Annotated in this window: 10 protein-coding genes; all 10 read right to left on the reverse strand. The window is 45.4% G+C overall.

The annotated features are described in order from the left end of the window. Nucleotides 1-298 precede the first annotated feature (298 nt). The 10 genes from CHH60_RS30185 to CHH60_RS03605 all read right to left on the reverse strand — a co-directional run bounded on the left by CHH60_RS30185 (nt 299) and on the right by CHH60_RS03605 (nt 15549). Complete coding sequence (locus CHH60_RS30185) at nt 299-1063, reverse strand: discoidin domain-containing protein (RefSeq protein ID WP_255247816.1); 765 nt, start codon at nt 1061-1063, stop codon at nt 299-301. Between the two features lie 9 nt (nt 1064-1072). After that, on the reverse strand, nt 1073-2992 hold the full coding sequence (locus CHH60_RS03565) for a glycoside hydrolase family 55 protein (RefSeq protein WP_255247817.1): 1920 nt from the start codon (nt 2990-2992) through the stop codon (nt 1073-1075). Between the two features lie 195 nt (nt 2993-3187). Continuing rightward, nucleotides 3188-4837 carry an extracellular solute-binding protein gene (locus CHH60_RS03570; RefSeq protein ID WP_095357953.1) on the reverse strand — a complete coding sequence of 550 codons (1650 nt, stop codon included), beginning with the start codon at nt 4835-4837 and terminating at the stop codon, nt 3188-3190. A gap of 23 nt (nt 4838-4860) precedes the next feature. After that, nucleotides 4861-7125 carry a helix-turn-helix domain-containing protein gene (locus CHH60_RS03575; protein ID WP_255247855.1) on the reverse strand — a complete coding sequence of 755 codons (2265 nt, stop codon included), beginning with the start codon at nt 7123-7125 and terminating at the stop codon, nt 4861-4863. A gap of 311 nt (nt 7126-7436) precedes the next feature. Further along, complete coding sequence (locus tag CHH60_RS03580) at nt 7437-8495, reverse strand: glycoside hydrolase family 88 protein (RefSeq protein ID WP_437126859.1); 1059 nt, start codon at nt 8493-8495, stop codon at nt 7437-7439. Between the two features lie 100 nt (nt 8496-8595). Further along, complete coding sequence (locus tag CHH60_RS03585; RefSeq protein WP_095357955.1) at nt 8596-9477, reverse strand: carbohydrate ABC transporter permease; 882 nt, start codon at nt 9475-9477, stop codon at nt 8596-8598. A 10-nt stretch (nt 9478-9487) separates the two neighbouring features. Further along, nucleotides 9488-10411 carry an ABC transporter permease gene (locus CHH60_RS03590; RefSeq protein WP_095357956.1) on the reverse strand — a complete coding sequence of 308 codons (924 nt, stop codon included), beginning with the start codon at nt 10409-10411 and terminating at the stop codon, nt 9488-9490. A 56-nt stretch (nt 10412-10467) separates the two neighbouring features. Continuing rightward, a complete protein-coding gene (locus CHH60_RS03595) occupies nt 10468-12093 on the reverse strand; it encodes an extracellular solute-binding protein (RefSeq protein ID WP_095357957.1) in 1626 nt (541 codons plus the stop codon). Nucleotides 12094-12405: 312 nt separating this feature from the next. Further along, a complete protein-coding gene (locus CHH60_RS03600; protein WP_095357958.1) occupies nt 12406-12804 on the reverse strand; it encodes an RDD family protein in 399 nt (132 codons plus the stop codon). Between the two features lie 240 nt (nt 12805-13044). Then, nucleotides 13045-15549, reverse strand: a complete 2505-nt coding sequence (locus tag CHH60_RS03605; RefSeq protein ID WP_095357959.1) for a WG repeat-containing protein — start codon at nt 15547-15549, stop codon at nt 13045-13047. Nucleotides 15550-15669 lie beyond the last annotated feature (120 nt).

The raw sequence follows: 15669 nt of genomic DNA on the forward strand, positions 1-15669 counted from the left end.
TTTTAAATGTGATTCGAAGCATCGATAGACATATGTACAAAATACGAGTTTTGTGAAACAGTACCATAGTTTTAGTGATTTACCACATGGATCAATGTGGCTTTTTTGATTTATAACCCCCGAGTTCTTTTCAATTTCATATGGATAAATATGTGATCTGTATACGAATCACAATAACATCTCTAATATCACTTCTTCACAATCAGCTATCCAATCTATCCAAATATAATATGCACCCATTTTAGTTTTAAAATAAGCACATATTATATTTGATACTATAAATCTGAATCGAATTCTTTTAATCTGATCCTACGTCATTTTTAATTCTCGTGTACCCAAAATTCAATAATGCTGTTCCAGGTATTGTATTGGATTCGTTTCCTTGCCCGACATATCGAATGAATTTGGCCTGAACTGGTTCAAATTCAAATGTCTCATAAGCAGCCTGTTTTTGACTTGCCACATTACTTAATACTTTTTGGTAATTAATACCATCAACTGATATCTCCAAGTCAAAATAATTGGATCGCGTATGTCCATTATAGAATTGTATGCTTACCTGCCCTACTTGAGTCTGTTGCTCAAGCTCCAACTGCAGGTATTGTCCCTTTCCATCTGCAGACCATCTGGATTCCGGATCACGGTCGATCGTATGAATCGGCAGATTGCCATCATCTGCACTTGCCGTAACCTTGGTTACGACAGCGAAAGGTCCCTCCGGTTCGGCCACAGGCTCTTTAACTTCAAATTTCTCCCGTGCCTCGACCGTTACGCCATTAAAGACGCAGCTCACGATGATGTCGACTTTTCCCGCTTTTACCGCATGGAATGTAGTTCCTTCTGTATATCCGATTGTATCATCACTTGATGTGTACGTCACAGGAACATTCAATTCTGCAATGTTTACAATCTCACCATTATCTAATGTTAGAAACGAGGATAATTCTCCGCTTTCGCCTGCACTGATCGCATTCCCTGCGACTCTCCAGCCGGGTACTGTTTTATTAGGACTGATGGAGATGTTCTCTGGAAGTACGGGTGTATCAGCTACCTTAAACTTCACTCGCACTTTCTAAGTGTGATCCCGATAAGATACAGTAATCTCTCCAGTTCCATTAGTTCCTTGCGGTTGCTTAATTTTAACCTTTGCATCCTTGGCATAAGCTTTTGCAGAAATGATCGGCGTTTCGGTAGTGCCATAAGGCAAAGTATGATCGTAATCCGTTCTTAAGAACTGCATCCCCCCTATAGGTTCGCCATTAACCAACAGGGATTGAAGCCCCAGATGAATATCTTTGATTCGCTTCTTGCTCTGATCCTGATATAAACTTTGCGGGGACAAACGATCGCCCTCCCCAATACCTTCTGCCATATCAAATGGCTGCGTATTCGCATCCGGTATGGAACCCACAATGTTGACGTTCACGCCGATGTCCTTTCCTTTTGTTCCAATGACATATCCATTCCCGAATTGTTCTGATTCTACAATAACGCCGGATTTACTAGGGTGTGCCGCCTGACCGGTCGTATTCCAGAACACACTTTCCGTGGTTACTACCCCATGACGATTCGTTTGGGATGATCCATAATCCCGTGTAATGGCAGAGATCCCGTCCCCGTTAACGACCAGGTTGTCGATCAGGTTTGCCATGCTCAAATACATATGAAAATCAGTCAATAATGAAGGCTTCTCAGAATACGAACTTTGCAGGACATTCCCGTTCGCAGAGAAGTTGGCATATGTGAAGCTATGTCTAGCTCCGATTGCCTTACTATTCTTAATGAGATTATCATTGCCAATAAATTGATATAAATAACCGTTCCCATTCGCTCCACGATACTGCGGGTACTGCATGGTTACATGATCCACAGTGACGTTCTTCGTACGGTCCAGAATAATCCCTTTGGATAATAGATGATAATTCGCATTGCCAGTTGGCTTATAGGTGTTAATATTTCGAATCCAGCTGTTGGCCACTGCAATCACATTGACCGCTTTGGCATTATCGGCTTCATACCCAGCAGTGCCAACGACTTTGAAGTCATCTTCACCAAGCCCCGACTTCGCATTTTGAATGTTTGCAATCGAGAAATCTTCCAAACCTACTTCGACAATCGGATCTGCGGTCTGACTAATCGTAATATCATCGCGCAGCTTCATGGGATAACGCGTCGGAATGTCTAACGTAATCGTTTTGTTCTCTGAATCTACGCCCACGATTTGGCGATAGAATAATGGTTTTACTTTACCAAGACGTGACGACCACTTGTTTTGCATGCCAAGTTCACGTAAGAAACCTGGCGTCGTTTCGAATGAAATGACCAGGTAATCATTCACTGCAAACCCACTTGTATCTTCAACGGGTAGCAGGACGGTTGGATCAGTAACAGACTTGCGAAGTTTCGTAGAAATTCCGGTTTTCTTCCAATCTCCGTTGCCGATCCGGATAATATCCTTGTTTTTCATATTTTGCTGTGCATTATAGATATGAGTCTTGTTCATCCCGTCACCTTTCAGGACTACACGACTTGCAGGAATGTTTAGTGAATAATCCTTGCCGTCCCGAGGGTTAACCTGATATGTACCCTTGGGAAGATACACGACACCCCCACCTAACGCAACAGCATCATCAATTGCCTTTTGAATAGCCTGCGTTGCATCTCGATTCCCTGAAGGATCGGCAAAATAAGGTGATTTGGTAACGTCAATACGGTTGTTTTTAGCCGTTTTAGGTAGTTCTGTTTCCCCACGCCGATAACCGGCATACGAAAAGTCATGCAGAAACCTTCCCTGTTCGTCTTTAAATCCCGGATACCAATCGTTTGGATAGAGTCTGCTTCTGCCATCCATACCCAGAGATAGATTCTCACTAATACGATCAATAGACGGCTGAGAGTCACCCTCCGACGCTCGAACCTCATGGACTCCAGGTAAAGACAATCCAACAGTCAACGTAAATGCCAACAATAATAAAGGCCACTTTCTACGCATTCTTTCGTTCTCCTCCTTTTGGATTTCAGAGTATGTGAGCGGTTTCAAGAAACCCTGTAGTCACCTCCGATCCTGCTTAAGCAAGAGTCATGTGCATGCCAACTCAGCATGTCATAACCGATTGTAGAGCACGAGGGAACGAAATTACATTAACAAAAACGACACTTCAATGCCCATTTTATACAATATAAGGATTTATTCAGAAGATACAGCGCGATTATATCGCTCTAACGCCTGCTGCTGAATCTCAATCGCACGATCAATCTGCAATGACTTAATTTGCTCGACATACGTATCAAAAGCATCCACCGGCTCCATGCCAAAAATGATTTTAAGCGACATCTCGTCTACCACTTTGTTCACTTCCTGCATGATGACTGACATCTCCGTGCTTTCTTTCTCGGTTTTGGGAAGGGTTGGTACCTGATGCAGAACAGCATCTGTACTGGACCATAACTGAACCGCCTCTTTCTGTTCCGGTAAAATATAATATTGTTCCATATATCGCGTATCCTGGACAAATGGACCGAAATAACTCGCTCTCGTGTACATCGCAAGCGCTTGTGCCGGCGACCACTTATCAGGGTTTTTCAAAATAGTCTCGGTATACGTCGGATACCCGTCCTTCATCTCAAAACTGACACCTTCAATCCCAAAGTTAAACAGCAAATGCCCCTCAGGCCCATATCCGTAATCGAGCATCCGTGCTGCTTCTTCCACATGACGGCTCTTGCTGGATATGGCGACTCCACTGGAACCGATAGCGGGAGCAAGTTGACCAAATTTCGGGCGATCTCCTTTGTTCATGACAGGATATGGCGCTGCCACAAGCTTTGCATGGGGATCCGTCTCCTGCAAGATGGGGAGCCATGTACCAATTCCCGCCCCTGCATTCCAGATACTCGCACCGCTGCGTCCTGTGGTCATGTTTGTATCCTGAGTCTCCGAATCGACGGCAGCTAGATTCTTGTCAATGAGTCCCTCCGCATACCATTCACGAAATAAGGATAGGAACGCCTTATATTCAGGTTCTTGTGCCCCAAACTTAATTTGGCCATCTTCCACGTAGAACCCCTTTTTAATGCCAAAAGCGCCAATAAAACCGCCACCTTCAATACCGAACAACGGATTCGGAACACCTAGAAAAGTAAGCGGGGCGTCAGCTCCCTTTTTGTCCTTAAAAGCCTTAAGCATCGTATGCCATTCGTCAATCGTTGTTGGCACATCAAGTCCAAGTTCATCCAGCCAGTCCTTCCGTATAATCGGCCCTTGATAGGTTCGCAGCTTATCATCTCCTTGAATAAAAGGAAACGCGTAATAACTTCCGCTGGCTGTACGAATCTGCATATCAATGTCCGGATGCTCGGTCAGGTACTGCTTCAGATGAGGTGCGTACTGATCAATAACATCGTTTAATCTCAGAATATATCCATCTTTAATCGCTTTCTCGGGCCCGCCGGGATAATTGCTCCACTCGTATTCAATCATATCCGGCAGTTCTCCGGACGTAAGCAGCACATTAATCGCTTCTTTGGCCTGATTGGCGGGAGGCCGGATGAATTGAAGGTTGACTCCGGTTCTCCGCTGCCACTCCTGAAAAAAAGGAACTTCATTGAAGCTGGACTTAATGCTCGCTGCATTGCCATTCAATTCTGCCCAGTAGGTTAATTTCCCATCGTCATTGGGTGAAGCAATTGAGATGGTCTGGTAATCTGATGAGCCGGAACGTTCATCCAACTTGGCATCCGAATCTGTCCTGTTCTGATCGCAAGCAGTCAGCATGCCAAGCAATAGGATGAATCCTGTCAACTTTGTTATGAATGCCAACTTCCTATTTACGTTCATGTTCCGGTCTCCTTTCAAATCAATCAACTGATTTCTTTATATTTACCGGGCGTAATGCCTTCATATTTCTTGAATACCCGGATGAAAGTTGCTGCATCGTTATATCCGACCAATCGGGATATTTCGGTAATGGATTCCTGTTTATGCTCTATCATTTCTTTAGCCTGTCGGATACGACACTTATGAATACAGTCCAGCAGACCCTCACCAGTCTGATTCTTGAAGAGTTTGGACAAGTAACTGCCCTTAAGCTCAAAATGCTCACCAATTGCGTTGACGTTCAAATTCACGTCAGTATAGTTACTCTCAATATACTGTGTGACTTGGGTACTGAGATGACGCAGGGAATCCTCACGTTCTTGTGATACATTCGTTGCGCGCTTGTCAGCGGCATAGGAACATACCTCCTCAAGCAAGTTCTGCAATGCCTCCTGCATCTCCTGGATGGTATCACCCGCAATAATGTCCTCAATCCGATGCGGGTATTGGGTTAACGTATGGTTATCCCTGTCCCCCAGATCATTGATAGCCTTGATCATTGTACCTACCAGGTTAAAAATCAGGCAACGTGCAAGTGTGAGCGACATAATCGGTTTATCAAAATTTCGCTCTGTAATCTCGTTCATATAAGCACTGGCTTGGTCGGTATCTCCCGCTTTGATAAAATTAAGAAGCTGCTGTTCCACCTGAAGCGGATAGTAGTAGCCAAATGGGTCATCCGCCATCGCATCGCTGCGTACATCCCCATATGTAATGATGCCTTTCTTGCCAAGCACCATTTTGTATTCCATCGCGTCTACTGCTTCCTGGTATGCTTCGGCGATGCCAATCCACGACATATGGCGTCCGCTGATGGAAATCGTCAGTTCCATATCATAACGTTCCAGGAATCGCTGCGCATCAGCCGCAATGTGATGAAGATCCTGGTTACAATCCGAAGAATCCGCTTTCATATTTACAAGACAGACCATCATATCATCGACTTCTGCCACATATCCGACGTGCTGACGCTCTGAAGCCAGTTCTTCAACCACATTTGAAATAATGAGAAGGATTAACTTGTTTCGTTCGTTGATATCAATACCCGGCAGTTTTCCATAGAGATTCTCTTCATTCTCAATGACAAATAAGATAACAGCAAATTCACTTGAATATAGCGGCATATGAAAGGAACGGAATGCATCTTCATAGGGCACGAGCGTATCCTGTTTGCCTTTGAGAAGCCGATTAATGATATTGGAGCGCAGCACCTGCTGATGTTTCTGCAGCTGCTGAGCAATCTCATTCTTTTCTGATCGTGTGTTCATAATGACCTTCTGAATAAATCGAAGTTCGTTCCGATCACCGGGTTCGTTCTGACTATTTTTATCTTTTAGTGATTCCACGAGCTGTTGAATTGGGGAGTAATTCCGGCGCATGAAGAACCAGGTCAGTACACCCGCACTAATGAGACTTACCACGATACTGATATACGTAAAATTGCGGACATATACTGCCTTTTCCCAATACAGGCTGCTGGGAATAATCAATGCGTATTTCAGATCGGATACCGCAGAGTCCATGTAGAACATCTCCGACTTGCCTACCTTCGCGTTATCCAACTGAACCTGATTGCCATTCATGAATGGCTTCAATTCCTCTGACCCGGGATGATTGCTCATCAGAATCTCGTTATTCTGATTCAGAATCAGCAGCGTGGCATCACTAAAACCGGAAATGCTCTCAATTGCTTCCTGGAATCTTCGCGTATCCGCCATGACGACAACCGTACCCGTCTCCTGACCATTCAAATCATCGGGCAGACGTGTAATGTACGCAATGGAAGACTCCGTCGGTGCTGCAGTCTGATGTGGCAGTATGACGAACTGATTCATCTCTGTACCCAGAATCTGATCCCGCCACGCTTCGAAAGACATTGCACCTGTGTTATGTATGGTCTGAAATGCCGTTCGCATATCCCGAATATTACCTGAACGGAGAATGGATTGATCTTTTTTCCACACGACGTAGAATTCATCGATGGATGCGTAGGATGTTTTATAGAGACGGAGTTCCTTTACCAGTTGGTAAGCCGTGTACGGCGCCTCTTTGGCTGGCTGATTGGAATACATCAGCGTTTGCAGATTCGGGCTCCACGTCATCTCCATGTTTAACCGCTTCATCAGATCAACTTGTGTATCGATCGTATATCGCATCTGCTTCAATAAAGAATCGTTGGCCCGATGTATTTCACTCTTCAGTGTCTCATTTGCTTGCATGTAAATAACCAAACTGATCAGAATCGGCACAATCAAAACAGCACTGTAAGAGAGAAGCCAAGTCACAATTATGCTTTCTCGTTTTTGCCACAAATATCGAATGTTTAGCAACAACTCATCACCCAACTCTTCGTAGATTATCGATGTTTGGATCAGGAATTTATTATAACGGCAAGAGCGAGATTGGGATATAGATAAAAAGTTCAATTCGATTGACAAAAAGGGTATCCACCACCGATTTTTCCCGTCAAATCAAGCACAAATAGCCCGAATAGACTACTTTCGTCTATCGGGCATTCGGTATCAAAATGAGAATGTTTTTAATTGTTTTTAGAACATTTTTAGAAAATGCGATGCTTCCATCCGTTTAATTTGGCACTCGCTTCCACGTAGAAATAGTCACCGTAAATTAGCGAGACGTTAACGTTCTGACCTGCCGGTTTATGACCAGTTCCCTCCAGAAGCATACCTTCGTGCTCAGGAAGATCCCATGTTCCATAATGATCCCGCAGGGAACTCAGGATACGTTTGGCAACGGTCGCATAGAGTCTGCCCTCTGGATCAGGAAGCACATCTGCAAGCTCAAGCAATCCGGAAGCAGCAATGGCACCCGCGGAGCTGTCCCGCGAAATCTCCTCCCCTTCTTCCGGCTCAGCACGGAAATCCCAATGCGGAACGCTATCCTCAGGCAGGCTGGAAATGAAGAAGTTCGCCACACGCTGTGCAGCATCCAAATATGACGGGTCCTCTGTATAACGATACGTATTCGTTAATCCATATAAAGCCCAAGCAGCTCCACGACTCCATGCCGAATCCGGCGCCGCTCCCTGACCCCCTATCGCTTCTGCCCGTTCGCCTGTCTCGGGATCAAACCGAATGATATGATGCACAGAGCCATCTTCCCGGACAAAATGCTTCATGACCATATCTGTATGCGCTTTGGCGATATGGCTGAAACGTGGGTCTCCACTTTCCTCCGATGCCCAGAAAAGCAACGACAGATTCATCATGGTGTCGATGATCGACCAGCCCAGCATGTCTCCATTCCAGGCCCGAATGAAGCTGCCTTTGGTATTGAAGCGCCCAGCCAGGAAGTTGGCAGCAAATAAGGCACGTCTAGCCGCGTCAGCATCTCCGGTGAGCTTGTATTTGATGACAGCCGTGGGCAGGAAATGAAAGCCCACATCGTGATCAAAGTAGTTATTTTCGAGAAACCGTTCCGATAGCCGCTCATCCCAATTCCATGCAGCCTCTTTATATTTCTCATCACCCGTCATATCGTACACAATCCATAACATGCCCGGCCAGAATCCCGAGGTCCACCAATCGATTCTCATGTCGTCATAGATGCCATTGGCTCCAGCAACATGCGGAGACTTTTTACCGATGGCTACAAGCATCTGGTCGGCTTTACTTTTAATCTGATCCCACACGTCCTTGTTCACTTCATTTAATACGTTCATGTTGTCATACCTCCTTACCGCTCTTCAATTCTCAGATTTAACCTTTCAATGAACCAACCATGACACCTTTTACGAAAAAGCGCTGCAAAAACGGATAGATGCACAGGATTGGTATCGTCGCTACCATAATCGTTGCATACTTGATGGTCTCCCCGATCTGGAAGCGATCCCCGGCCGATGCTCCGGCTGACATGCTCTCCGTGGAATTGGCAATTAGAATCTCACGCAGCACCAATTGCAGCGGGAACAGCTCTCGGCTCTTGATAAACACGGATGCATAGAACCACCCGTTCCACTTATCTACCGCGTAATACAGAATCATCACGGCAATGACGGGCATGGACAACGGAATAATAATACGGAACAAAATGGTAAAGTGATTCGCTCCATCAATCTTGGCCGATTCCTCCAGGCTATCCGGAATACCCATAAATGACGTTCGCATGATGATCAGGTTAAACGTGCTGATGGCAAAAGGCAGAATAGTCGACCACAGTGTGTCTAACAGGCCAACGCCTTTGACAACCAGATACAGCGGAATTAACCCCCCGCCAAAGAACATCGTGAACACGATAAAGAACATGAACACCTTGTTCCACATCACGTTTTTACGGGACAGCACATACGCTCCGAGCGCTGTCATGAACAGGTTAACGATGACGCCAAACACAAGAATAAACAACGTATTGCGGAATCCTGTGGCTATACCCGGATTGGCAAGCACGCTCTTGTAAGCTTCCAGACTAAAGCCCACTGGCTTCCACAGCAGACCTTTGTTTGCTAACAGCTGCGCCGAATCACTTAAGGACGCAAATAACACGTAGAGAAGCGGATACAATGTGACGATGACAAGCAGGATTAGAAATGTATAATTGAAGATTGTGAAGATCCGGTCAAACCAACCGTTTTCCTTAATCAAAGTTCCCACCTCACCATAAGCTGTTTTGACTCACTCTGCGGCTGATATAGTTCGCCGAAATAAGAAGAACGAGATTGATCACCGAGTTAAATAGGCCGACTGCCGAGCTGTAACTCCATCCGAACTCCAGCAATCCCTTTCGATATACGAAGGAGGAGATGACGTCAGCTGTTTCATATGTTACCGGATTATAAAGGAGAATGATTTTCTCAAACCCAACATTCAGCATATTACCCATCCGGAGAATGAACATGATTGTAATAATAGGCAGCAACCCGGGCAGCGTAATGTGAAACATTTGCTTGAGACGGCTCGCTCCGTCGATCTTCGCCGCTTCATACTGCTCCAGGTCGATGCTCATCAACGCAGCGATATAGATAATGGATTCCCAACCGATTCGCTGCCATATTTCAGACAGGACATAGATTGGACGGAACAGCTCAGGCTTCTGCAGCATCGCCTGACCGTCATATCCGAGCATCATGATCAGACGGTTGATTAAACCATCCGCGTTCGTGAAGTCCGTAATGATACCGCATATGACGACAAGAGAGATGAAATAAGGCATATACGTTATCGTCTGAACGACCCGCTTGAACGTACGTTTGCGAACTTCATTGATGAGCAGCGCCAGAATAATCGGTGCGGGGAATTCAAAGACCAGCGTGTACAAACTGATAAGAAGGGTGTTCTTCAGAACACGCAGGAAATAATAACTGTTGAAAAACTCTTCAAAATGCTTCAGTCCAACCCAATCACTCCCCAAAATGCCCTTCATCGGAGAATAATCTTTAAAGGCAATCATTGCACCATACATCGGACCGTAATGAAATATTAAATAATATCCAATCACAGGAATCATCATGATGTATAAATACTTATTCATCATGAAGTCCCGCACGAACCGGCTTCTAAAGGATTGACGATTGCTCATGATGTACCTTTTCACCTCTTTTCAATCGGGAGGGCCAGAGCCCTCCCCTTTTACAATTACCGTTTGTTGTAGCGTTCGAGTGCTGCGGTTTGGATTTCAATCGCCCGATCCAGATGCAACGATTTCATTTTCACGACATAGCTCTCGAATTGATCCACCGGCTCGTTGCCCAGAATGATCTTGATGGTCATCTCATCGACGAGCGTGTTGATATCATTCATGATGGTCGCGTATTCGGAGCTCTCTTCAGGTGTAGGTGTGATTGAAGGCAGATTATATTTTGCGGCCTGTGTATTCTTCCAGATATCAATCGCATCGCGCTGGGTCTGCAAAGCAAAGAACTGCTCGGCATAACGTTTATCTTGAACGAATGGACCGTTATAGCTGCTGCGGGCATATAGTGAAATCGCTTGTGCAGGAGCGAGTTTATCCGGATTCTTCAGCAGCAAGTCCGTGAATTTCGGATAATCGCCTTCCATGTTATAGCTGACACCCTCTTCACCGAAGTTGAAGAAGAGGTGCCCTTCCTCACTGTAGCCGTAATCCAGCATGCGAACGGCAAGTTCCGGATCCTTGGCTGCCGTCGTGATGGCAACCGTACCTTCTGAGGCATAGCCCTGATTAAGCTGGCCGAATTTAGGAATATCACCTTTGTTAAGCACCGGATATGGTGCAGCGACCAGGACGGCATCCGGATCATTGGCCTCTACAAGCGGCTGCCATTTGCCTATCCCTCCGCCTGCGTTACCTACACTTGCGCCAGTAGCACCCGAAGCGAGGTTACCGTCAACGGATTTGGTATCCGCTGTCGAGATGTTTTTATCAATCAAACCTTCTTTGTACCATTCCTGGAATAACGCCAAGTATTCTTTGAAACCATCTTCCGCCGGACCAAATTTGACCTGTCCGTCTTCCTGGTAGAATCCGCGGTTTACACCGAAGGCGCCAAGGAAAGCACCATTACCCGAATCGTTAAAGAATCGTGGTTTACTTACAACAGAGAACGGAGCGGATGCGCCTTTTTTCTCTTTGAAAGCTCTCAGGGTTGTTGTCCACTCATCAATCGTTTCCGGAACCGGCAGTCCCAGCTCATCCAGCCAATCCTTACGAATGATGGGTCCCTGGAAGACACGAAGATACTCATCTCCCCGAATGAACGGGAATACATAGTAGCTGCCACTGTCCGTTTTGACCATCTTGTCGATGTCGGGATTGTCCTGCAGGTATTTCTTCAGATTCGGAGCATACTGGTCAATCAGATCGTTCAGCTTAAGGATGTAACCGTCGTTGATGGCTTTCTCCGGACCACCGGGGAAATCTCCGATGAAATTGTACTCCAGCATGTCCGGCAAATCCCCGGATGCCAGCATTACGTTAAAGGATTCTCTGACCTGACCTGTCGGTGGTGCCGTGAATTTGAGTGGCACACCGGTTTTTTCCTGCCATTTTTGAAAGAATGGAATTTCGCTGTGCGAGTTTTTGACCCCGATCAAGTTTCCGTTAATTTCACCCCAGTACGTAAGCGTCTTATCCGTTTGAATCGGATAGGTTGTGGCTTCCGTTGATCCGCTTGGTGTCCCTTTATCAGCATCGCCCGTTTTACTGTCTCCGGACGAACACCCCAGGATCGTTGTACCTAATAACAGAATCATCAAACTCGCAGCTAACACTTTTCTTCTCATGGACCTTATCCTCCACCTTTTGGGAATGTCTGTGCTCTACATCAGAGTAAGGGAGAGCGCATTGTAGTGATATTCGCAAAAGATGAAATGACATGTTGATTTCGTCAGAACCAAATGATCATTTAGCCAAAATGATAGACGAATTCTCTATATAATCATCTACAATGCCTTGAATTTGCAGGGTTGGCGCGTGACCGTACTTCTTAAATCACAAAAAACAGACCATGAACAAGGTTCATAGTCTGTAACGTGGGTGAATATGAAGAGATTTGAATACATCGTATATGTTGGCCAGGGCACGCCTTCTCATGTTTAGTCCCAGACGACTTCGGTACCTGCGATAAAATCATGTAATGCACGTTTGTCTTCACGTACAGCAACCATGATGACACTTACAATAAAACCAATGCCAAAAGTTATTCCATATACAAGTCCTGCTACTATTACTCGCATCAGCATGGTTCTAATTCCCGGGGGCTCCTGTGTATCGTATTTTCGAATTCGAATTCCACAGATGCATTTTCCAATCGTTCTTCCGTTCCAGAATGCCGGCAATAAAATGGAATATAATGCACTTAATATTTGCGCTATAGGTTCATCGCTGTCAAAGTTACCTGTAATGAGCCCTGCGATAACCATCAAAGGCAGCCCAATAATAATACCATCAAAAATACTTGCACCGAGCCTTATCCAAAAGCCAGCTTTATACAAGATGTTTCCTCCAAACTGGTTAAATTGAAAAAACTCCTTTACCAAGACATTAATTTAATTTAATTTGTTTGCGTAAATCTTCAGATAGCATAAATAAACTTTCCATTTAATCATCAAGGCTCTTATATTCTTCGTCTTCGATCATGGTGTCAAACCATGTTGCACACTTTCCAAATCATCAAATAAAAAAGAAGCCATAATTAGCCTATGGCCTCACATATATACGCTATGAATTTAAAATTACATATGGAACGCTTTCCAAAACGAACCCTCGGTATTAATAATGTCTCTGATCTGGACAAAAGGAATCGTAAATGTCGGGAATCCGGCAGCGTACGGAGCGATCTCGTATGGATTGAAATACAGATGCAGCGCGTCTGCCGTCACGAAAAATGGCTGGTTCGGGCTAATTCCTTCATAGGTATCCGGAAATACATAAGAATACTGAGGATCATTTTTGATCTGATCTCCTACAATCTGGCTTAATACTTTTACGTAGTCGCTATTCGGCTTAAACAAATCCTTTAACTCATACAGCTGCCCGCTGCTGAGATTAATAATGGCATAGATCATTGTAGGCATACCGTGTGCAGCCCCAAAGGGATAGTTATATCCCGTAAGCTGCAGCTGAAGCAGCTGTTGCTGATAAAAAGTAATATCAAAATCCCCTGTGTAGCTGTAATCCAGCTTTTGGTCTGGAGGAATCGGTTTAACTTGAGACAAGTTCCTCAATTTCAAATTAAGTGCCAGTTGTGCGGCCTGGTCGGTTAATCCCTCCACCTGCGGATAATAAACCAGATAATCGATATTGGGTTTATACTTCTCTTCACGAACACGGTAAGGTGGCTGAAGGGGAACGATCGTATTTTGCCGCCAGATGATCTGTCCGGCTCGATTGACATACAAAAGACGCTGATCAACGTTTGCTTTGATCAAATCCGGTGCTACGACTTCCAGTGTACCGGAACCTTCTACTCGGGGATATCCTGGTGCTGGGCGTCCACTCAGGTCAAGCAGAACAGTCTGTCTTCCATCCGATGCAGAAGCGAGCCCCCCTTTGTAGTCGCCTACGTCCCTGTAAATGAACTCTGTAAGTCTCCTGCCATTAACATCTGCAATCGCATACAATGAGCCAATGAAAGGCTGCTCCGGATCAATGGCCTGCCCCAGTGCAAAACGCTGCTCCCCTAAATCTCGGATATCATTGTAACCCGGTTGAATGACAAAAGCTCCTTGCTTGTTAATGACACCATAAATCGATTTGTAGTCCTCTGCTGTATTCACAATCGCGTGCCCACCATTGAAAGGAAGTGCTGTAGTAAATTTAGGTTCAATTCGGACCTGACCTCGTTCATCGATATATCCGTATTTTCCGGGTGTCTCTTTCTGGAAAGCAAGTAAACCGTCTCCTAGCGGTCCCACATACGCGTAAGGGTATGTCGCCAGTCGGTTTCCATTACGGTCTATGAGTGCGAACTCATTGTCTTTGATCTGTACTACCGCTTTTCCGTCGCTGAAATCGTAGGCTGATACGAACTGTGCTCGGATCACCTCATTGCCAGCAGCGTCCAGGTAGCCATAACGACTGACATCTCCACCTGCCTGAGCTCCGGAAGTATCATAGAAAAGCGCTCGCCCATCCTTCATATTCGCGATAAAGGGATAAGCCCGTTTCGTGAGCACATGACCTTGTTCATCGATCATTTTAAAGCCTTGGGCGTCAATCACAATTGCCCGATCTTCTTCGAATGAATTAATGGAATCATATACAGGCTGAACAACATACTGGCCATTCAGATTAATCACACCAGCTTTGCCATCTTTCACAACTACAGCCAGGCCATTCGGCTGAAAATCACGAGCATCATCAAGTACGGGCTCCAGCCGGATCCGACCCTGTGCATCCATAAAGCCCCACCGGGTTCCCTGGATTGTTCTTACTGAAATGGGGAATAACCAGGTGGTTTCACGTACATGACTACCTCCCATACTTTGTTTGATCTGCTTCTCCAATTCAAGCAGCGCTTCCCGCGATGGGTAAGGCTCGTTGAAACTTAGCGCTTTTTGAACTGAAATCAGGGCAGCCGGTAATAACCCGGCGCGATACTGGGCATCGGCAAGATAATACCAGTAAAAGGTGTAGTCCGGATAATGCTGAGTTAATTGTTCGTAGTACTGCACAACCTTAGGAAAGTAATACATGTATACGTCTGTGGCAGGTACCCATTTCCCATTTTGCCATCTAATAATATCAACCCGATAAGCCTCCCCGGTATCATGCGTCCAAAGCGCAATCTCCACTTTCCCATCTCTTCCATGCTGACCGGGCATATCAATAATCTCGGCATGACTGAAATATAGATCAGCTGGGGCTACGTCCGTTAACCCTGCTTCTGTCCACTCATATACAGCAAGTTTGGACCAGATGGAACCGAGCTGCCAGCCAACAATTAGATTGCTTCTTGCCGTAGATGTTACAGGGGCAGCTGTCAGCAAGGTTGCGTTGTACCCCAATCCTTTGGTGACCGACATCTTCGTCCATTGTCCTTGCACAAATTTCAAAATCAACAAGGTTAATTCTCCATCCAGTTTATAAACCGCAGCGATCTCCGGCATCCCGTCTCCGGTGAGATCTGCCGCATAGATGGCTGGATGTTCGACAGGTTTAAGTATAGTGACGACTTTAGCGCCGGCCGGAAGTTGTTGTTTTACGATTTGAGTTAACAGTGGCTCGCTCATCGACATGTCTGTTTCCTCCCTTATGACCGCATTCGCCTAATGGTATGCATCATAAACCGGGATATGACATCTAAGCGAATATTACTACAGCAAGGTGTATAGTATGCAGAGTTGAGTAGATTCGGT

This window comes from Paenibacillus sp. 7523-1 (assembly GCF_002276415.1).
Lineage (GTDB): Bacteria > Bacillota > Bacilli > Paenibacillales > Paenibacillaceae > Paenibacillus > Paenibacillus illinoisensis_A.

What these genes read in the sequence shown, in the direction of transcription:
- CHH60_RS03565 (WP_255247817.1), bottom strand. Translation starts at nt 2,992, where the DNA reads ATGCGTAGAAAGTGGCCTTTATTATTGTTGGCATTTACGTTGACTGTT.
- CHH60_RS03590 (WP_095357956.1), bottom strand. Translation starts at nt 10,411, where the DNA reads ATGAGCAATCGTCAATCCTTTAGAAGCCGGTTCGTGCGGGACTTCATG.
- CHH60_RS03595 (WP_095357957.1), bottom strand. Translation starts at nt 12,093, where the DNA reads ATGAGAAGAAAAGTGTTAGCTGCGAGTTTGATGATTCTGTTATTAGGT.
- CHH60_RS03570 (WP_095357953.1), bottom strand. Translation starts at nt 4,837, where the DNA reads ATGAACGTAAATAGGAAGTTGGCATTCATAACAAAGTTGACAGGATTC.
- CHH60_RS03580 (WP_437126859.1), bottom strand. Translation starts at nt 8,495, where the DNA reads ATGCTTGTAGCCATCGGTAAAAAGTCTCCGCATGTTGCTGGAGCCAAT.
- CHH60_RS03605 (WP_095357959.1), bottom strand. Translation starts at nt 15,549, where the DNA reads ATGTCGATGAGCGAGCCACTGTTAACTCAAATCGTAAAACAACAACTT.